The 23,303-nt window shown below is 64.2% G+C and carries 22 protein-coding genes; 8 read left to right on the top strand and 14 right to left on the bottom strand.

From position 1 onward, the window contains the following. Position 1: 1 nt before the first annotated feature. Genes X757_RS151215 through X757_RS151225 form a run of 3 tightly spaced genes read left to right on the top strand, consistent with a single transcriptional unit; the run spans position 2 to position 2,747 of the window. On the top strand, positions 2-922 hold the full coding sequence (locus X757_RS151215; protein ID WP_023726284.1) for an isoaspartyl peptidase/L-asparaginase: 921 nt from the start codon (positions 2-4) through the stop codon (positions 920-922). Between the two features lie 17 nt (positions 923-939). Continuing rightward, positions 940-1,731 carry a transporter substrate-binding domain-containing protein gene (locus X757_RS151220; protein WP_023726283.1) on the top strand — a complete coding sequence of 264 codons (792 nt, stop codon included), beginning with the start codon at positions 940-942 and terminating at the stop codon, positions 1,729-1,731. Continuing rightward, positions 1,725-2,747, top strand: a complete 1,023-nt coding sequence (locus tag X757_RS151225) for a LacI family DNA-binding transcriptional regulator (RefSeq protein ID WP_245275062.1) — start codon at positions 1,725-1,727, stop codon at positions 2,745-2,747. The genes X757_RS151220 and X757_RS151225 overlap by 7 nt, the downstream gene beginning before the upstream one ends. 80 nt (positions 2,748-2,827) lie before the next feature. Here the strand turns inward: X757_RS151225 and X757_RS151230 are convergent, their stop codons facing one another. From X757_RS151230 to X757_RS151255, 6 genes are read right to left on the bottom strand one after another with little or no spacing between them, the layout of a single operon-like run. Next, on the bottom strand, positions 2,828-4,087 hold the full coding sequence (locus X757_RS151230) for an ABC transporter substrate-binding protein (RefSeq protein WP_023692246.1): 1,260 nt from the start codon (positions 4,085-4,087) through the stop codon (positions 2,828-2,830). A gap of 36 nt (positions 4,088-4,123) precedes the next feature. Next, positions 4,124-4,552 (bottom strand): hypothetical protein, encoded by a 429-nt coding sequence (locus X757_RS151235; protein ID WP_023667860.1) that lies wholly within the window; start codon positions 4,550-4,552, stop codon positions 4,124-4,126. Next, positions 4,549-5,604 (bottom strand): aldo/keto reductase, encoded by a 1,056-nt coding sequence (locus X757_RS151240; protein ID WP_023726281.1) that lies wholly within the window; start codon positions 5,602-5,604, stop codon positions 4,549-4,551. The genes X757_RS151235 and X757_RS151240 overlap by 4 nt, the downstream gene beginning before the upstream one ends. After that, positions 5,601-5,954 (bottom strand): TIGR04076 family protein, encoded by a 354-nt coding sequence (locus tag X757_RS151245; RefSeq protein WP_023667858.1) that lies wholly within the window; start codon positions 5,952-5,954, stop codon positions 5,601-5,603. The genes X757_RS151240 and X757_RS151245 overlap by 4 nt, the downstream gene beginning before the upstream one ends. Next, the gene (locus X757_RS151250) at positions 5,955-6,443 is read right to left on the bottom strand and encodes a DUF3830 family protein (protein WP_023667857.1); all 489 of its coding nucleotides are present in this window, start codon (positions 6,441-6,443) and stop codon (positions 5,955-5,957) included. Position 6,444: 1 nt separating this feature from the next. Then, positions 6,445-7,167 carry a GntR family transcriptional regulator gene (locus tag X757_RS151255; RefSeq protein WP_023686960.1) on the bottom strand — a complete coding sequence of 241 codons (723 nt, stop codon included), beginning with the start codon at positions 7,165-7,167 and terminating at the stop codon, positions 6,445-6,447. Positions 7,168-7,291: 124 nt separating this feature from the next. Between X757_RS151255 and X757_RS151260 the strand changes: the two genes are divergently transcribed. The 5 genes from X757_RS151260 to X757_RS151280 are packed head-to-tail and all read left to right on the top strand — an operon-like array spanning position 7,292 to position 12,012. Continuing rightward, positions 7,292-8,092, top strand: a complete 801-nt coding sequence (locus X757_RS151260) for an ABC transporter ATP-binding protein (RefSeq protein ID WP_023726280.1) — start codon at positions 7,292-7,294, stop codon at positions 8,090-8,092. Next, positions 8,089-8,835, top strand: a complete 747-nt coding sequence (locus X757_RS151265; protein WP_023667854.1) for an ABC transporter ATP-binding protein — start codon at positions 8,089-8,091, stop codon at positions 8,833-8,835. The genes X757_RS151260 and X757_RS151265 overlap by 4 nt, the downstream gene beginning before the upstream one ends. Then, entirely contained in the window at positions 8,832-9,740 is a 909-nt protein-coding gene (locus tag X757_RS151270; RefSeq protein ID WP_023682690.1) for a branched-chain amino acid ABC transporter permease, read from the top strand. Before X757_RS151265 ends, X757_RS151270 begins: the two co-directional genes overlap by 4 nt. Next, entirely contained in the window at positions 9,737-10,720 is a 984-nt protein-coding gene (locus X757_RS151275; RefSeq protein ID WP_023686957.1) for a branched-chain amino acid ABC transporter permease, read from the top strand. The genes X757_RS151270 and X757_RS151275 overlap by 4 nt, the downstream gene beginning before the upstream one ends. Further along, on the top strand, positions 10,717-12,012 hold the full coding sequence (locus X757_RS151280) for an FAD-binding oxidoreductase (RefSeq protein WP_023686956.1): 1,296 nt from the start codon (positions 10,717-10,719) through the stop codon (positions 12,010-12,012). The genes X757_RS151275 and X757_RS151280 overlap by 4 nt, the downstream gene beginning before the upstream one ends. Before the next feature lie 130 nt (positions 12,013-12,142). On the opposite strand, the gene X757_RS151285 is transcribed toward X757_RS151280, so the two are convergent. From X757_RS151285 to X757_RS151320, 8 genes are all read right to left on the bottom strand, one after another. Further along, the gene (locus tag X757_RS151285) at positions 12,143-14,980 is read right to left on the bottom strand and encodes a nitrate reductase (RefSeq protein WP_023726278.1); all 2,838 of its coding nucleotides are present in this window, start codon (positions 14,978-14,980) and stop codon (positions 12,143-12,145) included. 3 nt (positions 14,981-14,983) lie between these two features. Then, positions 14,984-15,313, bottom strand: a complete 330-nt coding sequence (gene nirD, locus X757_RS151290) for a nitrite reductase small subunit NirD (RefSeq protein WP_023686954.1) — start codon at positions 15,311-15,313, stop codon at positions 14,984-14,986. A 5-nt stretch (positions 15,314-15,318) separates the two neighbouring features. Then, on the bottom strand, positions 15,319-17,769 hold the full coding sequence (nirB, locus tag X757_RS151295; protein WP_023726277.1) for a nitrite reductase large subunit NirB: 2,451 nt from the start codon (positions 17,767-17,769) through the stop codon (positions 15,319-15,321). A gap of 4 nt (positions 17,770-17,773) precedes the next feature. Further along, positions 17,774-18,571 (bottom strand): ABC transporter ATP-binding protein, encoded by a 798-nt coding sequence (locus X757_RS151300; RefSeq protein WP_023682696.1) that lies wholly within the window; start codon positions 18,569-18,571, stop codon positions 17,774-17,776. An 11-nt stretch (positions 18,572-18,582) separates the two neighbouring features. After that, entirely contained in the window at positions 18,583-19,473 is an 891-nt protein-coding gene (ntrB, locus tag X757_RS151305; RefSeq protein ID WP_023726276.1) for a nitrate ABC transporter permease, read from the bottom strand. Between the two features lie 92 nt (positions 19,474-19,565). After that, positions 19,566-20,894 carry a CmpA/NrtA family ABC transporter substrate-binding protein gene (locus X757_RS151310; RefSeq protein WP_031196724.1) on the bottom strand — a complete coding sequence of 443 codons (1,329 nt, stop codon included), beginning with the start codon at positions 20,892-20,894 and terminating at the stop codon, positions 19,566-19,568. Positions 20,895-21,232: 338 nt separating this feature from the next. Continuing rightward, on the bottom strand, positions 21,233-22,471 hold the full coding sequence (locus X757_RS151315) for a CmpA/NrtA family ABC transporter substrate-binding protein (protein ID WP_027050164.1): 1,239 nt from the start codon (positions 22,469-22,471) through the stop codon (positions 21,233-21,235). A gap of 2 nt (positions 22,472-22,473) precedes the next feature. Next, positions 22,474-23,076 carry an ANTAR domain-containing response regulator gene (locus X757_RS151320; RefSeq protein WP_023667842.1) on the bottom strand — a complete coding sequence of 201 codons (603 nt, stop codon included), beginning with the start codon at positions 23,074-23,076 and terminating at the stop codon, positions 22,474-22,476. Positions 23,077-23,303: the final 227 nt, after the last annotated feature.

Below are 23,303 nucleotides of genomic sequence, written 5' to 3'. Positions count from 1 at the left end.
AATGCTGCTGTTAGCCAACAACGAAGCATGGCCGGGATTCGAAACCTCGGTGCAAATGCTGCGCGATGGCGCCGTCAGCCTGGACGCGATGGTTGCCGGCATCGGCATGGTGGAGAAAGAGGTCAAGGTTCGCAGCGTCGGTTATGGCGGCTGGCCGAACATGCTGGGCGAGATGGAGTTCGACGCCGGGGTCATGGACGGCAATACAAGAGAGGTCGGTTCAGTCGGCGCCGTGCCAAGGACCTTGGCGGTCGCTGCCCTGGCGCAGCAGGTAATGAAGCGCCTGCCGCATGTGATGCTGACCGGCGAAGGGGCGCGGCGCTTTGCCAGCGAAATCGGTTTTGCCGAAGACGAAGTCTTGTTCGAGGACAGCAAGCGCGTCTGGTGGGAGCGGCTGCAACAGGAACTCACACCGCAACAGCTGGCGAAATTCCCCGATATCGATCTGGCGCCGCTCAGCCGTACTATCACCGATCCCGAGCGGGTCCGCGACACCACCGTCTTCCTGTCGGCGGATGCGCGGCGCGGCATCCATGCCGCGGCTTCGACCTCGGGCTGGGCCTGGAAATATCCGGGCCGGCTCGGCGATTCTCCCATTCCCGGCGCAGGCTTTTACGCCGACAGCCGCTATGGTGCGGCGGCGTGCACCCATACCGGCGAGATGACGATGCGCTGCGCCACCGCACGGACCGTCGTGCTGGCCATGAAGCTTGGCCGATCCCTGTCGGATGCGGTCGCGCTGGCGGTCGAGGAACTGGCTGAACTCGACACCGGCTTCCTGGCCGGAGTGGTCATCCACGCCGTCGACGCCGAGCAGAACCACGAGGTGGTGAATTTCAGATGCGAGGGCGAGGTCCGCTACTGGCTCTGGAAGGATTCCATGTCCGCACCCGAATTGCGGGCGGCAAGACGCGTCACTTGAAAATAAGGAGAGGAACCATGAAAACCGTACTGCGTGCCTTCGCCGCGCTGGCCATCGTGGCCGGTTCGGCATTTCCGGCCCTTGCCGGCATGATTGACGACATCCGCTCACGCGGCACCATTCGCATCGGCGTATCGCTCGGCGGCGAGCCGATCGGCTTTCGCGATGCACAAAACAACCCTGTCGGCTACGATGTCGATGTCGCGACGCTGCTGGCGCAAAAGCTCGGGGTGCCGGTCGAGTTCGTCGACGTCTCGGGCGATGCCCGTATTTCCATGCTGGTGTCGGGACAGATCGATGTCGCGGTCGCAAACACCTCGGCAACGCTCGAGCGGGCCAAGACCGTCAACTTCACCATCCCCTACAACCGGGCCGGGCTGCGCGTCATCGTCCAGAAGGATGCCGGGATAACCGACCTCAAGGGGCTCGCCGGCAAGAAGGTTGTCGTCGGCCGCGGCACCACGGGCGAAACCTTCCTCAAGGCAGCCGTGCCGGACGCAGAGCTCGTTTATGTCGACCAGTTCGCGCCCGACGGGGTTCTGCAGCTGCAACAGAAGCGCGTCGATGCGGCGATCGAGGATTCCTCGCTGCTCGATTACCTCGCAACCAAGACACCGAGCCTGGTGACGCTGCCTGGCCTCTATTCCAACGATCCGATCGGCATCGCGGTCGCCAAGGGCGATCCCGAATTCGTCCGCTGGCTCGACATGTTCGTGTCCGACTTCATCCAGTCGGGTACCTATGAGACGACCTACAAGAAGTGGTGGGGGCCGGACTCCAACCCGCCGGCGCTCAACCCGCTGTGGTGACACCCACTACCGGTAACCGATCGGCGCACACTCGAGGCGCCGTCGCAACGATCGCCGATGTCGCGCGGCTGGCAGGCGTGTCGCGTGCCGCGGCCAGCCGTGCGCTGTCGAGCGGACCGCGACCGGTCTCGGCGGACAAACGCGAACGTGTCGTGCAGGCCGCCGCGCAGCTCGGCTACAAACCCAATCTCCTGGCGCAAAGCCTGACCACCAAGACCGTCAATCTGGTTGCCGTCGTGGTCAACCACATTCACGACCTTTCAGATCTCGACCTGTTCGACCGGCTGCTCGACGCAATCCAGTCGATCGGCAAGCAGGTCATCCTCATCCGCATCGGCTCGGCGGAAGGGGTCGAGGATTTTCTGCGCAACGGCGTTGCCTATCATGTCGATGCCGCCGTGGTGTTCTCCGACTTTGCCGATGCAGCGACGGTGCGGCGCATGTTTCGCTCGGACCTGGTCATCATGCTGAACGGACTGCATGACGATCTGTCACCCACCGTCATTCCCGATGAAGGCGTCGGCATCGCCGAGGCCGTGGCGGATGCGGCGGCCAAGCGCGCGCGCACGGCCAGCCTGCTGACCGGCCGTTCGTCCTCGCGGGTCGAACAGCTGCGCATCGGCAACTACCTCGAAGCGTTCCGGCATCATGGAATTGAACTGCTGCAGACGGTCCAGGGAGACTATTCCTACGAGTCGGGCTATGCGGCAGCCGCCGGCCTGACGGGACGCGGCTGTCCCGATGCGGTCTTTTGTACGTCCGACGCGATGGCCATGGGTGTTCTGGATGTCTGCCGGGCGGATTTCCCCGACAACCGGCCCAGCCGCTTCCGCCTCTATGGCTTCGACAATGTGTCCCTGACCAATTTCGACGCCTACCCGATATCGTCAATCGGCTACGACAAATCAGACTATGTGGGTCATATCGTCGGCGCCCTCTCCAATCCGCAGGTCTTCATGCCCGGCCAGCCGCCTGTCGTTATATTGACCCGGCTGATTTCGCGCTTGACCGCGTAACTAGCGCCGATGTTGGACTGCTTGTCCGGCGTCGATCTCCCAGAGATCGAACGGAGATCGCGCCGGACAATGTACCGGCGCTACTGCAATTTCGCCTGCAGCGCGTTGACGTCGTCGGTTGTCATTTCACCGTCGGTCGTCACCTTGCCGTCGACGATCTTCCACAGCCGGAACGGACCGGTGATGTCGCCATATTTGTCGAAGCTGACCGGACCGATGACGCCTTCATAGCGGATCGGCTTGCCGTCCTTGATCAGGCCGAGCGCCTTGGCGAACTCGTCCTTGCCGGCATAGATCGGTGTGCCGGCAGGATCCACCGCCTTGTACATGGCATCCTTGATCTTGGCTGGATCCTCGGAGCCGGCAATGGCAATGGCGAGGCCGACAATGGCGCCGGCATCATAGGAACGGTCGGCTGCCGGGTTCGACGGCTCGATACCCGAAAACTCCTTGTAGTTTTTCAGGAAGTAGTCGGTGGAGGCCGTCGGGCTGGTGCCGGAAGAGGTGCCATAGGCATCCTTGAGATAGTCGGCGCCGACGGATTCGATGAAGTCCGGGCTGTTCATGCCGTCATTGAGCAGGAATTTCTGCACGCCGCCCTGCGATATCCAGGTGCGGGCGACCGTTGCGCCGTCGACCGGCGTGCTGACGAGGTAGAGCCCGTCCGGCTCGCCTCCCATCGCCGCCGTCACTTCCGAAGCATAGCTCGACTGCTTTTCATTATAGGGCGTGTCGGAGACGATGGTGCCGCCGAGCGCTTTGTAGGCACGCGAGAATTCGGCCACCATGTTGACGCCGAAGTCGTTGTTGACATGGATGATCGACAGTTTCTTGAAGCCCTTGTCGATGGCGTATTTGGCGGCGGCCACGCCTTGCAGCGCATCCGACGTGATGGTGCGGAAGAAGATGCCGTTGGTCTTGCCGTCGCGGCCAAGGGCGGTCAGCGTCGGCGAGGACGAAGCCGGCGACACCTGCACGATCTTGGCCGGCCCGGTGACCGAGGTCAAAATCGGGATCGACACGGAGGAGATGATGCCGCCGATGATCACCGGCACCTTCTTGACCTGTACCAGCTGGGTCGCGGCATCGACCGCGATATTGCCCTGGCTCTGGCTGTCGCGCGTGTCGGTTGCGAGATCACAGCCGCGTACGCCACCGGCTTCATTGATGTCGCGGAAGGCCATTTCGACGGACTTCGCGCCGGCCTGGCCGTATTCGCCGGCCGGACCGGTGAGCTCCATGACCAGGCCGACGGTGATCTTGCAGTCCGCTGCGTGTGCGGCGCCGGCCATCGTCACGAGAGCCAGTGCTGTGGTGATTTGAAGTATCGTCTTCTTCATTGCCGTTCCCCTTTTCTTGTTTGAACTTTTGCCTGTTCAGCCTTCCGGCGCCTGCAGCCAGGTCTCATGCAGATGCCGCCATTCGACGCCGTTTGGTGCCGATGAACTGGTGGTGAAGACCGCACTGGACTGCCGGCGACTGTGTTTGCCGGCGCGCAGTTGCGCCTCGATGTAGAAGATGACGATCGTGTCCGCGTCCTGCCAACCCGGCCTGATGTCCTCGATCGATATGGCAAAACCGTCGTCGCAAGTGGCGCGGCTTGTCCGGACATGATCTACGACCGCGTCGCGATCGAGGATCTGGCCATTCGGCGCCACCATGGTGAGGCCTTCGCCCATGACAGCCTCGAAGCGGCCGAACTCCACAGCGTCGGCTCGCGCGGCGACAAACCAGTCGACGAAGAAGCGATGCAGGTCGATGATTTCAGCGCTGGCACGCGAAAAAAGGGAAGGCTCTCCGCTCATTTCTTCCCCGCATTGAGGTTGTAATGCATGATCGAGCCGTGGCGGCCATGACGGTCGCGCTCCAGCGCGTAGACATCGCCCGCGAGGCCGGTGCTTTGCGCGAGCACTGCGGCGATCCTGGCACGGTCTTCCGCATCGAGCACGATGTCCATGATCTTGGCATTGGCCAGCGCATGCGCCTGGTTGCGCGCGCCGACAATGACGGCCGCCACTTGTGGCTGTTCGAGCACCCAGGCCGAAGCGATGGTGGCAATGTCGACGCCGTGGCGATCGCCGACCGCTTTCAGCGCCTTGAGCAAGGACTGGAACAGCTCCCAGCCGCCGAAGTCGTCGATGATCAGCTTGTATTTGACCAGCGAGCGGTTTTCGAGCGGCGTGGAGGGCTCGGCCACGCCAAGCCATTTGTCGCTGAGGAAGCCGCCCGCCACCGAGCCGTAGCAGAGGAAGCGGACACCGTTCTTAGCGGCAAGGCCCGCAAGGCTGTTTGCCGGCCGCTGGTCGAGCACTGAATATTGCAGTTGCTGGCTGACCAGCGGGATGCCCGCGGAGAGGATTTCGGCTAGCCTCGGCGTATCGAAATTGGTGGTGCCGAGATTGCGCACCTTGCCTTCCAGCCGAAGCTCGTCGAGCCAACCCATCGCCTCGACGTAACGAGGCTGGTCATAATCCCACCAGTGAAACTGCACAAGATCGATCCGCTCCGTCTTCAGCCTGCGAAGCGACTGATTGACGATGCCCCTGATGTAGTCGCGGCTGATGCTTGCCAGTCGTTCGAGGTCCGGCACCAGCTTGGTGTGCACCTTCATCCTGGCCGCGACATCGAGACCGCGCTCGCCGGCCAGCCGCAGGCGCGCGGCGCCGATCAGTTCCTCGACGCCGGTGTAGATGTCGGCGCAGTCATAGGTCCAGATGCCGGCATCGAAAGTGGCGATGAGGTCGGTCACCGCCTGGCTGCGGTCGACGGCGCCATGCCCGCCGGCCAGCTGCCAGCCACCGCGGATGACTCGCGAGATCCCATAGCCGGGGCTGAGTTCGATGGTCCTGGCGGTCATCCCTTGTCGGTCTCCTTCGGCAGCGGCACGGCCGTGGTTTCGGCATGGCTGAACCGCCGCTTGGCAAGCCTGACGATGCGGAGCCGGCTGGCGCAATTGGGATCGGGACAGGCGATCTCGGCATCCGAGGTCATCCAGTCATTTGCATGCGTCGGGCGCTGCTTTGCCGCCAGGAGCGGCAACACGGCCGAGATCGAATAGATCGAAAAACCCTGCCCTGCCGGCAGCGAGAGCATTTCGCCCTTGAGTTCGAAATAGTCGCCGGCCCTGGCGCCGCAATAGACCGGCTTGCCCTCGGGGATGACCGCTTCGACGCGCAGATCGAAGAGTTCGAAACTGTCGTCGGCCATTCAGGCCTCCACCAGGCTGAAGGTGATGTCACAGGCGCCGTTGCGGCGGATGACGCCGCAGGCGGCGGCAAACTGATCGCGCTCTCCGGCAAGCACTTGCGCGACCACGCTGCCGGCCAGCCAGCCGATCGGGAACAGCAGCCGCGCCCCCTGCCCGTAGTACAGGCCGATATCGAAGATGGCATTGGGATTGCCGCCCCACACGCGTGGCGGCACATAGGACAGCACGATATCGCCGGGCTGCGGCGTCAGCGTTGCATTCTCCGGTGGCAAAGACTGGGCATAGGCCTGGCCGTGGAGATCGGCTGACGGAACCGGGCACGAGATTTCCGGTCCTGTCCACATCGCATGGATGCCTGGGATGATGCGTGGCTGCGCCAGATACGCCAGCAGGAAGGCGGCATTCTCCGGCGCCTTTTCGGGCAATAGCAGCGCCGTCACGGAAAGCTTCGAGCGTGGTTCTGTGATGCCGATGGCGGGCTTGGGCATGTCAGTCCTTCGCCGATTGAAGTTTGTCGCGCAGGAAGGCGAAGGGGCGGCTGATGTCGGCTACCAGCGCCTCGCGCGCCGCTTGCGCATCCTGTTTGGCAAGTGCCGCGACAATTCGACGATGATAGTGGGCGGTATCAACCTCGCCTGCCTCGGAGAAGGCATAGATGGCGACGCGGATGCAGGGACCCGATTGAAGCCAGAGGCTTTCGATCATCGGGATCAGCACAGCCGAGCCGCAGCAGCGGTAGATCTCAAAATGGAAGCTCTGGTTGAGCGTCGCTTCGCGATCGATATCCTTCTTGTGCTTCAGGGCCCGCATCTCGTCCCACTCGCCCAGCATGGCTTCGATCGATGCGATCTGGCGCGGGCTCATGCGCCTGGCGGCAAGCGCTATCGCTTCGCCTTCGATGAGGGAGCGGGCACGCAGGAGGTCGTCGATGCGCTCCAGCGTGATCGGCGGCACGCGCACGGAACGGTTGGGCAGCGCCTCCAGCGCCTTTTCCGTGATCAGCCGGCCGAGCGCTTCGCGTACCGGCATGGTCGAGGTGACCAGCGCATCGGCAAGACCACGGATGGTCAGCACCTGGTTTGGCTCGAAAAGGCCACCGATCAGAGCACGGCGCAACTCGGAATAGACGCGATCCTGCACCGTCTCGCGGCCGACCGGCGTAAGCTGGGCTGCGATCGTCTCGTTGTTCTTTTCGATGGCAGCCTTCTGCATTACCGGCATTTGCCCCGTTTTCGGCTTGCGAATGAAATTAAAGCCGAATAGCGTGATCAAAGCAAGTGTGATCACAAATCAAAAATCAGGAGGCGACAACGATCGTCTTCGGCCAGAGGGTTTGATGAGCGATGCAGCGGAGCGCCAAGGGCAGGAGACCCGTGCGCCAGTTCTGACGGCACGAAACGTCGTCAGGCGTTTTGGCGGCCTTGTCGCCGTCAACGATGTCTCGTTTGATGTCAAAGCGGGCGAAATCCTCGGCCTGATCGGGCCGAATGGCGCCGGCAAGACGACGATGTTCGATCTGTTGGCGGGCAGCATATTGCCAACCAGCGGCGATATCCTGCTCAATGGCACGCGCGTCTCCGGCGAAGCCGCTCATCTGCGTATCGGCCGTGGTCTTGGCCGCACCTTCCAGATCCCGCGCCCCCTGCCCAATCTGACGCTGATCGAAAACATCATGCTGGCGGCGCAGGGCCAAGCCGGCGAAAAATTGCTCGCCAACTTCGTCACGCCGTGGCGAGTGGCGGCACAGGAAAGAGCAGCCAGGGCAAAGGCACTCGAGCTGCTGGAGTTGGTCACTCTCACCCATCTCGCGCACGAGCCGGCACGCGTGCTTTCCGGCGGCCAGCGCAAGCTGCTCGAACTCGCCCGCGTCATGATGGCCGATCCGGCGATCATCCTGCTCGACGAACCGGCCGCCGGCGTCAACGCGACGCTGCTCGAGATCATCATCGACCGCATCCGCGACATCAACGCGCACGGCATCACCTTTCTGCTGATCGAGCACAATATCGACATGGTGACGCGGCTCTGCCACCGCGTGCTGGTCATGGCGAGCGGCCAGTTGCTCAGCGAAGGCACGGCAGAGGAAGTCGCCCGCGACCCGCGCGTCATCGAGGCTTATCTCGGGGGCGCCACATGAACGAGACCGTCCTCGACGTGCGCAACCTCGAAGCCGGCTATGAGCTTGGCGTGCCGATCGTGCGCGGCGCCTCGATCACCGTCGGCAAGGGCGAGATCGTCGTCGTGCTCGGTCCCAACGGCGCCGGCAAGTCGAGCTTCATCAAGGCGATCGCCGGCCTTGTCCCGATCACCGGCGGCACCGTATTTCTGGACGGCAAGGACATCACCGCCGCTCCCGCGCACACCATGGTTCGGCTCGGCCTGGCCTTCGTACCGCAGACGGAGAACATCTTCCCGCTGATGTCGGTCGAGGACAATCTGAAGGTCGCCTGCGGCATCCTCGAGCGACGCGAAATCCCTGCCCGCATCGAGGAAATGTATGCGGCCTTCCCCGACCTCGTCCGCCAGCGCCGCACCGCCGCCGGCAATCTGTCGGGCGGACAGCGGCAGATGCTCGCCGTCGCACGTGCGCTGATCGTCCATCCCAAGGTGCTGCTGCTCGACGAGCCATCGGCCGGCCTCTCGCCGAAATTCGTATCGATGGTGTTCGAGATGCTGGCCGGCATCCGCAGGTCCGGCGTCACCATCCTGCTGGTCGAACAGAACGCCAAGGCAGCGCTGGCCATCGGCGACCGCGCCTATGTGCTGGTCGAAGGCAAGGACCGGCACGAGGGTGTGGCGTCCGAATTGTGGAACGATCCTGTCGTCGCCGAACTCTATCTCGGCCAACGCCCTCACGCCGGCAAGGGAGGCGCGGCATGAGCCTGCAATTTGTCGTCGATGGGTTGCTGACCGGTTCGATGATCGGCCTCGGCGCCATTGGCGTGACGCTCACCTATTCGATCCTGCGCTTCTCGAACTTCTCCCATGGCGACTTCATGGCCTGGGGCACCTATGCGACGCTCGCCGTCGTCAGCACCATCGGCGCGATGTTCGGCAAGGTGGAGCCCATTGGACCGCTGTCCTTCGGCTGGTCGCTGCTGGTTGCGCTGGTTGTCGGCATGACTTTCACCGCCCTGCTGGCGCTGTTGCTCGACAAGGTGCTGTTTTCGCGGCTGCGCTCGCAGGGGCAAGCCATCATCGTGGTGATGGCGAGCTTCGGCGCCTCGATGGCGCTGCGCAGCCTGCTCGAATTCACCTTCAGCTCACGCCCGACCTATTTCAGCCGGGCGATCCAGATCGCCATGCCGGTCGGCTTCGGCATCCGCATCACGCCCGATCAGATCGCGCTGCTGCTGCTGACCGCAGTGCTGGTGCTCGGCGTGCATCTGTTGATGACACGCACGCAGACCGGCCGCTCCATGCAGGCGCTGAGCCAGAATGCGGCCCTGGCCCGCATCGTCGGCATCGATGTTGCCTCCGTGGTGCGCGTCACCTGGATCATCGGCGGGGCGCTGGCCTGTGTGGCCGGCGTGATGATCGGCATTCTGGTGCAGATCCGCCCGTTCATGGGCTTCGACATGCTGCTACCGATGTTCGCCGCCGCCATCCTGGGCGGCATCGGCAGCATACCGGGCGCCGTGCTCGGCGGCCTGATCATTGGCCTTGCCGAAGCCGGTGCGGTGCAGCTGATCGGCGCCGAATGGCGCGCCGCAATCTCCTTCATCATCCTGATGGCGGTGCTGTTCGTGCGGCCGATCGGCCTGTTTGGTGTGAGGGAACGCTGATGGACCTGCTCGGCTACGGCGCCTTCTTCCTGACCACCGCACTGATCTTTTCGCTGGTCACACTGGGGCTCAATCTGCAGTGGGGGCTGACTGGCCTTTTCAATGTCGGTCTTGCCGGTTTCGTCGCCATCGGCGCCTATACATCGGCGCTGCTCACGACCCCGGACGATGCCGCGCGCTTCGGCGGCTTCGGTCTGCCGATCCTGGCCGGCTGGGCGGGCGCCATGATCGTCGGCGGTATCGCCGCAGCAATTACCGGCATGGCCACGCTGCGTCTGCGATCAGACTACCTGGCGATCACCACCTTCGGCGTCGCCGTCGTCGTGCAGCTGGTCGCGCTCAACGCGCAAAAACTCACGGGCGGCCCGTTCGGCATCGGTTTCATCCCGCGCCCGTTCGGCGGCCTTGCCGAAACGCCGCTGTTGTTCAACGTGTCGAACCTCGCCGTCGTTTCGGCTGTGACGCTGATCGCCTATCTCGCTCTGGAGCACCTGTCGCGCAGCCCCTGGGGCCGCGTGCTCAAGGCGCTGCGCGAGGACGAGCGAGCGGCGATTTCGCTGGGCAAGAGCGCGCGCTTCTACCGCGTCCAGGCCTTTGCCGTCGGCGGCGCCATCATGGCGCTGGCCGGCGCTTTGCAGGCGCATTTCACCGGCTTCATCGCGCCCGATAACTATCTGCCGATCCTGACCTTCCAGGTCTGGGTGATGCTGATCGTCGGCGGCTCGGGCAGCAATGCCGGCGCCATTGCCGGCAGCATCCTGGTCTGGGCGATATGGGCGGGGTCGGGCACGCTGACCAGCGTGCTGTTTGCGCCCGAGCAGCAAGCACGCGCGGCCTCGCTGCAGATCGTCGCCATCGGCGTCATGCTCTGCGTCATCCTGCTGATCCGGCCGAACGGATTGTTCGGCGACCGGCCGCGCCGGCCGAAGCCCGGCAAACAGACAAAGGCGGCGGCCAGCGAGAACGAGGCCGGACCATGAATGCCATGATCCGGCAAGACGTGCATGGCGTTTCACTCTGGCATGCCGTCAGCCGCAACCGCCGCGACCGGGGCACGCTGCAAGGCGGGCTCGACGTCGATCTCGCAATCGTTGGCGGCGGCTTTTCCGGCCTGTCGACGGCATTGCATGCCGCCGAGAAGGGGCTTTCGGTCGCGGTCCTCGAAGCCGAATTCATTGCCTGTGGTGCGACCGGCCGGAATGCCGGCTTCGTCGTTCCGAACTTTGCCAAGCGGGATCCAGACGACATCATCACCGAACTCGGACCCGAGCGCGGCGGGAGGCTGATCGATTTCGCCGCGGGAAGCGCTGACCTGGTCTTCGGCCTGATCAAGCGGCATGGCATCGAATGCGACGCTGTGCAGAATGGTTGGATCCAGCCGGCGCATTCGTCCGCCGCGCTGGAAAAGACGCGATCGCGCGCCGAGCAATGGGCGGCGCGGGGCAGGCCGACCGTAACGCTCGATGCCAAGGCGGTCACGACGCTCACCGGTATCGGCGGCTACGCCGGCGGTTGGATGGATAACTCGGGCGGCGTCCTCAATCCGGTCGAGTATGCGCGCGGCCTGGCCGATGCCGCCGAAAAAGCCGGCGCGCGGATCTTCGAGCAGACGCGCGTCGCTTCCATCGACCGCGCTGCGGATGGCTGGACCTTGACGACCGCATCCGGCGCCGTGCGTGCGGGCAAGGTGGTGATCGCCACCAACGCCTATGGCGGGGCACTGAACCGGACACTGGCGCGGACCTATATCCCGCTGAAAGTCTTCCAGATCGCCACTGCGCCGCTGTCGCGGGCCATACGCGCGCGCCTGCTGCCCGGCGGCCAGGGCGTTGGCGACACCAGGCGCAACCTGTTCACGTGCCGCTTCGATGGCCAGAACCGGCTGATCAGCGGCGGCATGCATGTCGTCGGAGCCGGCGCTGAGACGCGCATGCCGCAAACGATTTGGCGACGGCTCGCCAGGCATCTCGATTTGCCTGACCTGCCGCCGCTTGCCTACAGCTGGACAGGCGTGGCGGCGGTGGTGCCGGATTTCCTGCCGCGTCTCATCGACCTCGGCCCGGGCCTGATCGCCGGCTTCGCCTGCAACGGTCGCGGCATCGCCATGACCACGGCAATGGGCAAAGTGCTGGCGGACTGGGCGAGCGGAACGGACGCCCGATTTCTGCCGCTCCCCTTCGCACCGCCAGCGCCGATCCCGCTGCACAACCTCGTGCGCTATGCACCGAATATGCTGCTCCCCTGGAGCATCCTGCGCGACCGGCTGGATTAGACAGCCAAGCCAGGTGATCCTCCTGCCGGCGCGCTCACAGCGACCCGAAAAGGACCGCCACACCTTCCGCAATCGATGACCGTGGTGGCCCAAGAGGATATAGTCAGATCCCCTCCCCATCCAGCCGCATCTACTCCGCAGCCTGAACCCGATTGGCCTGGATGACCGCCCGGATCTCGGACCGGCAGGAGCCGCAATTGGTGCCGGCCTTCAGGGCGCCGCCTATGGCTTCGACTGTCGCGCACCCGGCTGCCACTGCCGCCGCGATCTGGTTGACCCCGACGCTGAAACAGGAGCAGACGGTCGCGCCCGCATCGGGCCGATCGGCGCCGGCGCGACCGGCGACGATCCTGAAGCGTTCGCGTTGGCTGGTGTGAACCTCCTGGAGTTGCTGTGCCGCCCAACCCCGCGAAACCGCCACCGGTCCCGACGCGATAAACAAAGCCCCGGCGAGGTGCTGGTCGTCGAAGGCAGCAATACGATGCTGGCCGGTATCGCGGTCGTGATAAGCGAGCGTATCGGCTACGGGAACATCGAAAAGCGAACCAGCAAAACCAGCCCAGTCGATGTCGTCGTCAGCAAAGGCAAGCTCCACCCGCCAGCCGCCCTTGCATTTGGCCATGGCCCAGTAATCTGCTGCGACCGCCACCGGCTTGCGGCGCACCACGGCGAAGCCGAAGGCTCTCGCGGCGAACTTCTCGATGCGGGCGCCGACATGTTTCAGCGCAGGCTGACCGGAAACCGGATCGGTCAGAGGCGCGGTCAGCGTGTCGAGCCGGCCTTTTGCCGAAAACTGGTCAGTCCAGTGCATCGGCGCAAACACGCTGCCCTGGCGCTGGCGTGCCGTCACCAGCGCGCGCACCAGCACATCGCCGCGCGGGCTGGAGACGCGCACGATGTCGGCGTCGCCAATGCCGTGATGCGTGGCATCCGCGGGGTGGATCTCGACGAAGGGCTCGGCCATGTGCTGGGAGAGACGTGGGCTTTTCCCAGTGCGGGTCATCGTGTGCCAATGGTCGCGAACACGGCCGGTGTTGAGGATAAGCGGATAGTCCGGGCTGGTGCGTGTCTCGACGATGGGACGAATGGCGATGAAGCGGGCCTTGCGGTCGGGATTGTAGAAATTGCCGTTGGCGAAGAAGCGGGTGCTGGAAGGGTCAAGTCCCGCTTGAACACCCCCCTCTGTCCTGCCGGACATCTCCCCCGCAAGGGGGGAGATTGGCAGCTTTGACGCCGGCATATCTTCTGCATCGTTGGTAATTGGCGAAGGCCGAGGCGACGGCTGATCTCCCCCCTTGCGGGGGAGATGGCCGGCAGGCCAGAGGGGGGTGGCTGTGCTCGGCGCCGGCCACTGGAACGGAGCCAATTCTTCATAGGCGTCGGCATCGATCGCACCATAAGCGCCGATATCGAAATCCCGCGCGCCGTCATTCTCGAAACCCGACAGCGCGGCGTGTTCGGCGAAAACCTCCGCCGGCGTCACATGCGCAAACGCCTCGCCAAACCCCATCCGCTTGCCCACCTCGGCAATGATCTGCCAATCCGGCCGCGCCTCGCCGGGCACCGCAAGAAAGCTGCGCTGGCGCGAGATGCGGCGCTCTGAATTGGTCACGGTGCCGTCCTTCTCGCCCCAGGCGGCGGCGGGTAGCCGCACATGGGCGTGACGCACGGTGTCCGTGCTCGCCAGCACATCCGAAACCACGACAAACGGGCAGGCCTTGATCGCCGCCTCGACGGCATCGGCATCCGGCATCGAGTCGACCGGGTTGGTGGCCATGATCCACAATGCCTTGATGCGGCCGGCGGCGATCGCCTGAAACATCTCGACCGCCTTCAGACCGGGCTTTGGGGCGACGGCCGGCGCATTCCAGAAACGCTGCACGCGGTCACGGTGCTCGGGGTTTTCGATCTCCATATGGGCGGCCAGCATATTGGCCATGCCGCCGACCTCGCGGCCGCCCATGGCGTTGGGCTGGCCGGTCACTGAAAACGGTCCTGCCCCAGGTTTGCCGATGCGGCCGGTGGCGAGATGGCAGTTGATGATGGCGTTGACCTTGTCGGTGCCCGAAGACGACTGGTTCACTCCCTGGCTGTAGACAGTGACGGTTTTCGCAGTCGCGGCGAACAGGTTGTAGAAGCGGGTGAGCTCGTCCTCGCTCAGGCCGGTGGCGGCGGCAATGCCGGCAAGGTCGAGCGCCGATGCGGCGAAGAGAGCTTGGCCGAAGCCGGTCGTGTGTGCGGTCACATAGCCGCGGTCGAGTGCGTTGTGCTGGCCGAGCCAGGCGAGCAGACCAGTGAACAAAGCAACGTCGCCATCCGGCGCGATCGCCAGGTGAATGTCGGCGATATCAGCGGTCATGGTGCGGCGCGGGTCGACCAGCACGACCTTCATCTCCGGTCGTTTTTCCCGGGCCGCCGCGATGCGCTGGAAGAGCACGGGATGGCACCAGGCGAGATTGGAGCCGACCAGCACGATCAGGTCGGCGAGCTCGAGATCCTCGTAGGTGCCGGGCACGGTGTCGGAGCCGAAGGCGCGGCGGTGGCCGGCAACCGAGGAGGCCATGCATAGCCGCGAATTGGTGTCGATGTTGGCCGAGCCGATGAAGCCCTTCATCAGCTTGTTGGCGACATAGTAGTCTTCGGTCAGCAACTGGCCGGAGACATAGAAGGCGACGGAGTCAGGACCGTGCTCGGCGATGGTTTGCGAAAAGGTCGAAGCGACGCGGTCGAGCGCCTCGTCCCAGCCGGCACGGCGACCGTGGATTTCGGGGTAGAGCAGCCTGCCGTCGAGGTCGATGGTTTCGGCCAGGGCCGAGCCCTTGGAGCAGAGCCGGCCGAAGTTCGCTGGATGGTCGGGGTCGCCGCGGACGCTGACTTCACCGTCCGCGGCGACTTTCGCCAGCACGCCGCAACCCACCCCGCAATAGGGGCAGGTGGTCCTCACCTCGCGCGCTTCGCCCAGTTCCATGCTTCAGGCCGCGCGGCTGGCCAGCGCTTTCAGCGCAATGAACAGGAGCTCGCCCTCGATCCGCACAGGAATGGTGCGCACGGCGCCCTCGTCGGCGCCGAGCGCCTTGCCCGTCTCCAGCGAGATGACCCAATTGTGCAAGGGACAGGTGACGGCGGTGCCGTGGACGATGCCTTGGCTCAGCGGCCCACCTCTGTGCGGGCAATGATCGTCGATGGCATAGACCTGATCGTCCTGCGTGCGGAAGACGGCGATCTTGCCCTCGGGTGTGTCGACGCAGCGCGCGCCACGCCGCGGGATGTCGGAGAGTGAGCCGATCGATATCCAGTCCATTTTGATCACTCCGCCGCCTGCGCAAACCCGACAGAAGCCATTGGCCGGAACTCGTGCTTGTCCTTGCCGGAGACGCGTTCCGACCACGGGTCGACCTGGGCGAATTTCTGGCTGAAGACGAAGCGCTCGTAATAGGCCTTGCGCTTTGCACCGTCGTCCATGATCTGGCGCTTGATCTCGGGGATGCCGATGCGCTTGGCCCATTTGTAGATGCGCTCGAGATAGCGGCCCTGCTCGCGATACATCTGCGTCAGCGCCACGATATGCTCCAGCGCCTCGTCCTCGGTCTTGACCAGGCCAAGCACTTCGGTGCCCTTGATGTCGAGGCCGGCGGCGCCGGCGAAATGGATCTCGTAGCCACTGTCGACACAGATCACGCCGACATCCTTGCAGGTCGCCTCGGCGCAGTTGCGCGGACAGCCCGACACCGCCATTTTGACCTTGGCCGGGGTCCACGAGCCCCACATGAATTTCTCGATGCGAATGCCGAGGCCGGTCGAATCCTGCGTGCCGAAGCGGCACCAGTCGGAGCCGACACAGGTCTTCACCGTGCGCAGGCCCTTGGCGTAAGCATGGCCTGAGACGAAGCCGGCCTGGCCGAGATCGGCCCACACCGCCGGCAGATCCTCCTTGCGGATGCCCAGCATGTCGATGCGCTGGCCGCCGGTGACCTTGACCATCGGTATCTCGAACTTGTCGACGACGTCGGCGATGGCGCGCAGTTCGGCGGCGTTGGTGACGCCGCCCCACATGCGCGGCACCACCGAATAGGTGCCGTCCTTCTGGATGTTGGCGTGGACGCGTTCGTTGATGAAGCGCGACTGATAGTCGTCGGCGTAATCGTTCGGCCAGTCGCAGACGAGGTAGTAGTTGAGCGCCGGCCGACATTTTGCGCAGCCGCAGGAGGTCGTCCATTCCAGCTCCTGCATGACGGCGGGAATGGTCTTCAGGCTCTTGGCGATGATCAGCCGGCGCACCTCGTCATGGCCGAGCGTGGTGCAGCCGCACATCGGTTGCACGGCGGCCGGGTTGTATTTGTCGCCGATGGTCAGCACCATCAGCTTCTCGACCAGCCCGGTGCACGAACCGCAGGAAGCCGATGCCTTGGTGTGGGCGCGCACGTCGTCGAGCGAAGCCAGGCCCTTGGCCGTGATCGCGCCGGTGATCTTTCCCTTGCAAACGCCGTTGCAGCCGCAGATTTCCGCATCATCCGGCAAGGCTGCAACGGCCGCCATAGGGTCCAGCGGGGCACCCCCCTGGTAGGACTGGCCGAAGATGAGCGTGTCGCGCATCTCCGATATGTCGGTCTGCTTCTTCTTGAGATCGTTGAACCAGGCCCCATCCGCCGTCTCGCCATAAAGCACGGTGCCGATGATGCGGTCGTCCTTGAGCACAAGGCGCTTGTAGACGCCGGCGGCGGCATCGCGCAGCACGATCTCCTGGCGGTCCTCGCCTTCGGCGAAGTCGCCAAGCGAGAACAGGTCGATGCCGGTGACCTTGAGCTTGGTCGGCGTGTCCATGTGGACGAAGGCCGCTGCCTCGTTGCCGGCCAACTGGTTCGCGGCAACGCGCGCCATCTCGTAGAGCGGCGCGACCAGCCCGTAGACCTGGCCGTTGACCTCGGCGCATTCGCCGAGCGCGTAGATGTCGGGGTCGTTGCTGCGCATGCCGGCATCGACGACGATACCACGATTGACGGCTATGCCGGCCTCCCTGGCCAGCGCCGCATTCGGCCGGATGCCGACCGCCATCACCACCAGCGTTGCCGGGATAATAGTGCCGTCGGCAAGCTCCACCTGCCCGACCTTGCCGTTGCCGGTGATCGCCTGGGTGTTGGCCTTGGTGATGACCTTGATGCCGCGCTGTTCCACCGCGCGCTGCAGGAGATAGCCGGCGGCTGGATCGAGCTGACGCTCCATCAATGTCGGCATGACATGCAGCACGGTGACGTCCATGCCTTGGGCGTTCAAACCTGCTGCCGCCTCCAGCCCGAGCAGGCCGCCGCCGATGACCACGGCCTTGGCGCGCGACTGGGCGGCAAGCATCATGGCCTGAACATCGTCGAGGTCGCGATAGGTCAGCACCCCCGGCAGATCATGGCCGGGCACCGGAATGATAAAGGGCACCGATCCGGTGGCGATGACGAGCTTGTCGTAAGGCTCGGTGACGCCGTGGTCGGAGGTGACGGTCCTGGCCGCCCGGTCGATGGCGACGATCTTGTGACCCTTGTAGAGGGTGATGTTGTTGGCGATGTACCAGCCGTCGCCGTGGATGATGATTTCCTCATAGGCCTTTTCGCCGGAGAGAACCGGCGACAGCATGATGCGGTCGTAGTTCACCCGCGGCTCGGCGTTGAAGATGGTCACGGTGTAGCGGCCCGGCGCCTGTTCGAGCAGATGCTCCAGCATGCGCCCAGGGGCCATGCCGTTGCCGATGATGACGAGTTTTTCGGTCATGGCGTTACTCCGCGGCTTCGACGAAGCGATGACGTTCATAGAGGAACTTCAGCACCGCTTCGCGGCAGCGCAAAAAGGTGCGGTCGGAAGAGAGTTCGACTCGGCGACGCGGCCGCGCCAGCGGCACCGCCAGCACCTCGCCGATGGTCGCCGCTGGACCGTTGGTCATCATGACGATGCGGTCGGACAACAGCACCGCCTCGTCGACATCGTGGGTGATCATGATCGTCGTCGAGCCAAGCCGGGAATGGATGTCCATCACCGCATCCTGCAGATGGGCGCGCGTCAGCGCGTCGAGCGCTCCGAACGGCTCGTCGAGCAACAGGATCTTCGGCTCCATGGCAAGCGCCCGGGCAATGCCGACGCGCTGCTTCATGCCGCCCGATATCTCGGCCGGCCGCTTGTCCTTGGCATGGGCCATCTGCACGAGATCGAGATTGCGCATGATCCAGTCATGCCGTTCGGTCCTGCTCTTGGAACGACCAAAGACTTTCGATACCGCCAGGCTGATGTTTTCGTAGACGGTGAGCCATGGCAGCAGGCTGTGGTTCTGAAACACCACGGCGCGCTCGGGTCCGGGGCTGTCGACCTCCTTGTTTTCGAGCAGCACGGCGCCGGCGGAAACCTTGGTCAGCCCGGCGATCAGATTGAGCAAGGTCGACTTGCCACAGCCGGAATGGCCGATGATGGAGACGAATTCGCCCTTGTCGATGGTCAGCCTGATGTCCTTGAGCACCTCGCTGACCTGACCGCCGCGGGCAAAGGATTTGTCGATATGGTCGAGCTTCAGATAGGCCGTCATCGCCCTTCTCCTCACTTTGCCGTTGTGCCGCGGGTGACGAAAGAGCCGACTGCCGCGACCAGGCGGTCGAGGCAGAAGCCGGTGACGCCGATATAGGCGAGCGCGACGATGATGTCGGGCAGCCGCGACGAGTTCCAGGCGTCCCAGATGAAGAAGCCGATGCCGACGCCGCCGGTCAGCATTTCGGCGGCGACGATGGCGAGCCAGGACAGGCCGATGCCGATCCTTAAGCCGGTGAAGATGTAAGGTGCAGCCGCCGGAACCATGATCTTGACGAAAAATTCGAACTGGTTGAGCCGCAGGATGCGCGAGACGTTGCGGTAGTCTTCGGGAATGTTGCGCACGCCGACGGCGGTGTTGATGATGATCGGCCAGATCGAGGTGATGAAGATAACGAACAGCGCCGACGGGCTGGAATCGCGGAAAGCAGCCAGCGACAGCGGCAACCAGGCCAGCGGCGGCACGGTGCGCAGTATCTGGAACACCGGATCGAGGCCACGCATGGCCCAGATCGACTGGCCGACCAGGGCGCCGAGCGCGACGCCGACGATCGCCGCCAGGCCGAAGCCGATGGCGACGCGCTGCAGAGAGATCAGCACCCGCCACGCAAGGCCGATATCCTGCGGGCCGTTGTTGAAGAACGGATGCGCGATCAGGTCATAGGCCTCGTTCCACACCTGGCTGGGCGGCGGCAGGCTGGCGGTCGGCGACGAGCAGGCGATCTGCCACACGACCAGCATGAAGGCGATAACGATGACCGGCGGCACCAGCGCGGTGGCCAGCCTGCCGGCGATCGCGATCGGGTCGAAGCGGCGCCGCGCGCTGGCGGTGAAAGCGATGACCGCGGCAGGCTTCGCGGGGAACGCCTTCACCGTGGTTTCCTCAATGGCTTGGATGGACATGTCTGACAATAACTCCGGGGTCGATGCGGGCGACAACGGCGAAGCGCCGTTGCGCTGGGGCGACAAACGGCGCAACGCGCCGTTTGCGCTGGTCAAGCCGATGCCTTGATCTTCAGGCTGTCGAGATAGGCCGACGGGTTGGCCGGGTCGAAAATCTTGCCGTCGAAGAAGGTCTCGACGCCGCGCGACGACGAGGCCGGAATATCGGCTGCGGCAACGCCGAGATCCTTCGCCGCCTCGCGCCAGATATCCTCGCGATTGACCTGATCGACCAGCGTCTTGATGTCGGTGGTCGGCGCGAATTTTCCCCAACGGATGTTTTCGGCGAGGAACCAGCTGTCGTGGCTCTTGTAGGGATAGGAGACGCCACCCTTCCAGAATTTCATATAGAGGTCAGTGCCGGTGGCCACGCGGCCGTTGCCGTAGTTGATGTCGCCCTTGAGGCGGCCGATAATGTCGGCGACAGGCACGTTCATCCATTGCCGCTTGCCGATGATGGCGGCCATCTCGTCCTTGTTCTCCGTGGCCTCGCACCATTGCTGGGCCTCCATGACGGCCATCACGATCGCCTTGGTGGCGTTCGGGTATTTGTCGATGAATTCGGCGCGGAGGCCGAGCGCCTTTTCGGGATGACCCTTCCACAGTTCGCCGGTGGTGGCGGCGGTGAAACCAACGCCCTGGTGGACGAGCTGTTCGTTCCACGGTTCGCCAACGCAGAACACGTCCATGTTGCCGACTTTCATGTTGGCGACCATCTGCGGCGGCGGCACGACAATGGTCGAGACGTCCTTGTCGGGATCGATGCCGCCGGCGGCCAGCCAGTAACGGAGCCACAAATCATGGGTCCCGCCCGGGAACGTCATGGCGGCCTTGATTTCCTTGCCGGCCGCTTTCTTGGCGGCGAAGGCGTCCTTCAGCTTGGAGGCGTCGAGGCCGACACCGGTGCCGGCGTATTCCTGCGCAACCGAAATGCCCTGGCAGTCGTAGTTGAGCCGCGCCACGATAGCCATCGGCATCGGCTGGTTGTTCTGCGTCACCTTGCCGATGTGCATGAGATAGGGCAGCGGCGTCAGGATGTGAGCGCCGTCGATGCCGTTGGCTTCGCCGCCGAGCATCAGATTGTCGCGCGTCGCGCCCCAGGAGGCCTGCTTGAGCACCTCGACGTCGGGCATGCCGAACTTGGCGAACAGCCCCTTCTCCTTGGCGATCATCAGCGGCGCCGCGTCGGTCAGCGCGATGAAGCCGAGCTTGGCGCCGGTGACCTCCGGAGCGGTCGTGGCGGCATAGGCGCCCGAGGGGAAGAGCTTGCGGGCCGCCACGAACAGGCCGGCCGTCATGGCGCTGCTGACAAGAAAATCGCGGCGCGTCACATCCTTGAGCGATGTTCCCGTCCCGATCCATTTCCCTATTTTTTCTTTCATCGTGATCTCCGGTTGAACGCTTCGTCGAGTGGCCCAAAACAAAAAAGCCGCCGTCCAGGCCTCGCGCGTCCGTACATCCGGGATCGCGTCGTTGACCTGAGCGGCAGCTTTGCCTGTGGCGCCCGCCATTGGACGCCTGTTCCGTGACCCGGGAAGGGCCTGGCTAATTCAAAGCAGGAACCGTGCCAGTTCTGAGTGAAACGAAAAACCTAAATGAAATCAACATTACGCGCCAGACGCCGGCACGCGAGGCGACATCGCAAGCAGGTCAAAGATTGTTCATTACAGCAATCGCACGCACATTTTTTGTGCAATGCACAAGAATGGCGCGAGAATGATCAGGCTTCCGCGCGAGCGACTTTCTGGCGCGCTATATAGCCGTCGATCTCGTCGGGGTCGAAGGTCTGACCGTCGAAGAAGCCGTCCGGCCCAAGCACCAAGCCTGCCCCAGTCGCACCGACAGCCGTGGCGACCTTAAGCGCGCCCTCGACCTTCGCATTGGCGCCGGGAAGTGCAACGCCAAGCGGCTTTAGCGCCGAGCGGTAGAGGTCCGGACGGTAGCAGTCACGGGCGATAGCAAGGTTTTCCGGCGTGTGCTCGACATGCCCCCAGCGCACCATCTGCGTATAGAACCACAGCGCATGGCTCTTCCACGGAAAGTTCGCCGCCTTGTCGAAGGGCAGGAAGAAGTCGTCGACATCCAGTTCGGCGCCGCCGCCCAGTTCAAGATGGCCGGTCAGGATCGGCATCTGGACAGCTGGTGGCAGGCCGAGGAAGCCAGCTTGAGCCATCACACCAGCCAGTTCGGCGTGGTTGCCCGGATCCTGGCACCAGCGCGCCGAATGATGCAGCGCGCGCAGCAATGCTGCCAGCGCGACCGGGTTCTCCTGCGACCAGGCCTTGCGCACGCCGATCACCTTCTCCGGACTGTTGCGCCACAGCAGCGCCTTGATGGTGACGATATGGCCGGTGCCGGCGGCGACCGAGGCGCTGTTCCAGGGCTCGCCGACGCAGTAGCCGTCGATCCGCCCGGCGACCAGCGCATCGGCCATGAAGGGCGGTGGCACGATGACGATCTCGATCTCGCGCTCCGGATCGATGCCGCACCCGGCAAGCCAGTAGCGCAGTTCGTAATTATGCCCCGAATGCGGGTGCACCACGGCAAAGCGCAGCGGATCGCCGCCAGCCCCGGCGCGGTCGCGAATGAAGGCACCGAGGGCTGCGCCCGCGCGCGCGGGCTCGAGATCGGGTATGGCGCCGTGTGCCGCCATGCCTTCCCAGACAGCGTTGGAGATGGTGACGCAATTGCCGCCAAGCCCGAGCGAAAACGGCACGATGGTCTCGGAAGCAAGCGGCGTCAGCCCGAGATTGCAGGCGAGCGGCATCGGCCCCAGCATGTGCGCCAGGTGGAAATGGCCGATGGCGATGCGGTCGCGGATGTTGGCCCAGGAGGTCTCGCGGTGCAGTGTGAGATCGATGCCCTCGCGTGCGGCAAATCCAAGCTCACCCGCCGCAACCAGCACGGCACTGTCGAAGAGCGGCATGAAGCCGGCGGTGATCTGGTGCTCGGCGCTCATGCTCATTCGTCCTCCGACGGCCCGAGCAGCCCGGCGGCAGTCACCAGGCTCTGGGCAATGTCGCCGATCTTGCGGTTCTGGTTCATCGCCGTCTTGCGCAGCAGCGTGTAGGCGGCCTCTTCGGTCAGGCCGCGCGACTTCATCAGGATGCCCTTGGCACGGTCGATCACCTTGCGGCTCTCAAGCTCCCCTCGAACCTCTTCCAGCTCGCGCGCCATGCGCGAGAAAGCGTTGAAGCGGCTGACCGCCATGTCCAGGATCGGCTTGACGCGCTCTTGCCTGAGGCCGTCGACCACATAGGCCGAAACGCCGGCATCGACCGCCGCTTCGATCGATGCCTGGTCCGATCGGTCGACGAACATGGCGATCGGCCGCTTCACCGCACGCGACAGCTGGAACATGTTTTCCAGCATGTCGCGGTTCGGGTTTTCCAGGTCGATGACGATGACGTCCGGCTCGATCTCGGCGATCCGCCGCGCAATGCCGGTCACGTCGTGGATGACGGTGACCCGCTCATGGCCGGCCTCGCGCAAACCTGCCTCGATGATCGCGGCGCGGATACGGTTTTCGTCGATGACCAGGACGGCGAGTGAGCTGCGGACCATGCGCGCATTGTGGGCAAGGTCGCAAAATTGTGCAATGCGGCATGGTCACAGGCTCCCGCCGCGGAGCAACCGACGACCGACAATGACCCGGTCTAGGTGGTCGGGACAAGGAATGCAGCGCAACGCTGGCACTGGTGATGACAGCCTTGCCGGTCGCCTGGTGCCCTACCCAACGGTCTAGGTGCGATGAGACTTGCACCGCAACATCGGCTTGTTAAAGGTGGGGG

The organism is Mesorhizobium sp. LSHC412B00 (genome assembly GCF_000503035.1).
Taxonomy (GTDB): domain Bacteria; phylum Pseudomonadota; class Alphaproteobacteria; order Rhizobiales; family Rhizobiaceae; genus Mesorhizobium.
This window is presented reverse-complemented; position numbering and strand designations above follow the sequence as displayed.

Bases quoted from the DNA above. Each gene is read 5' to 3' on its own strand.
- X757_RS151270 (WP_023682690.1), top strand. From the start codon at position 8,832: ATGAGCCTGCAATTTGTCGTCGATGGGTTGCTGACCGGTTCGATGATC.
- X757_RS151235 (WP_023667860.1), bottom strand. From the start codon at position 4,552: ATGAGCGGAGAGCCTTCCCTTTTTTCGCGTGCCAGCGCTGAAATCATC.
- X757_RS151260 (WP_023726280.1), top strand. From the start codon at position 7,292: ATGAGCGATGCAGCGGAGCGCCAAGGGCAGGAGACCCGTGCGCCAGTT.
- X757_RS151255 (WP_023686960.1), bottom strand. From the start codon at position 7,167: ATGCAGAAGGCTGCCATCGAAAAGAACAACGAGACGATCGCAGCCCAG.
- X757_RS151280 (WP_023686956.1), top strand. From the start codon at position 10,717: ATGAATGCCATGATCCGGCAAGACGTGCATGGCGTTTCACTCTGGCAT.
- X757_RS151320 (WP_023667842.1), bottom strand. From the start codon at position 23,076: ATGGTCCGCAGCTCACTCGCCGTCCTGGTCATCGACGAAAACCGTATC.
- X757_RS151285 (WP_023726278.1), bottom strand. From the start codon at position 14,980: ATGGAACTGGGCGAAGCGCGCGAGGTGAGGACCACCTGCCCCTATTGC.
- X757_RS151250 (WP_023667857.1), bottom strand. From the start codon at position 6,443: ATGCCCAAGCCCGCCATCGGCATCACAGAACCACGCTCGAAGCTTTCC.
- X757_RS151265 (WP_023667854.1), top strand. From the start codon at position 8,089: ATGAACGAGACCGTCCTCGACGTGCGCAACCTCGAAGCCGGCTATGAG.
- X757_RS151215 (WP_023726284.1), top strand. From the start codon at position 2: ATGCTGCTGTTAGCCAACAACGAAGCATGGCCGGGATTCGAAACCTCG.
- X757_RS151310 (WP_031196724.1), bottom strand. From the start codon at position 20,894: ATGAAAGAAAAAATAGGGAAATGGATCGGGACGGGAACATCGCTCAAG.
- nirD (WP_023686954.1), bottom strand. From the start codon at position 15,313: ATGGACTGGATATCGATCGGCTCACTCTCCGACATCCCGCGGCGTGGC.
- X757_RS151245 (WP_023667858.1), bottom strand. From the start codon at position 5,954: ATGGCCGACGACAGTTTCGAACTCTTCGATCTGCGCGTCGAAGCGGTC.
- X757_RS151240 (WP_023726281.1), bottom strand. From the start codon at position 5,604: ATGACCGCCAGGACCATCGAACTCAGCCCCGGCTATGGGATCTCGCGA.
- nirB (WP_023726277.1), bottom strand. From the start codon at position 17,769: ATGACCGAAAAACTCGTCATCATCGGCAACGGCATGGCCCCTGGGCGC.
- ntrB (WP_023726276.1), bottom strand. From the start codon at position 19,473: ATGTCCATCCAAGCCATTGAGGAAACCACGGTGAAGGCGTTCCCCGCG.
- X757_RS151220 (WP_023726283.1), top strand. From the start codon at position 940: ATGAAAACCGTACTGCGTGCCTTCGCCGCGCTGGCCATCGTGGCCGGT.
- X757_RS151315 (WP_027050164.1), bottom strand. From the start codon at position 22,471: ATGAGCGCCGAGCACCAGATCACCGCCGGCTTCATGCCGCTCTTCGAC.
- X757_RS151300 (WP_023682696.1), bottom strand. From the start codon at position 18,571: ATGACGGCCTATCTGAAGCTCGACCATATCGACAAATCCTTTGCCCGC.
- X757_RS151230 (WP_023692246.1), bottom strand. From the start codon at position 4,087: ATGAAGAAGACGATACTTCAAATCACCACAGCACTGGCTCTCGTGACG.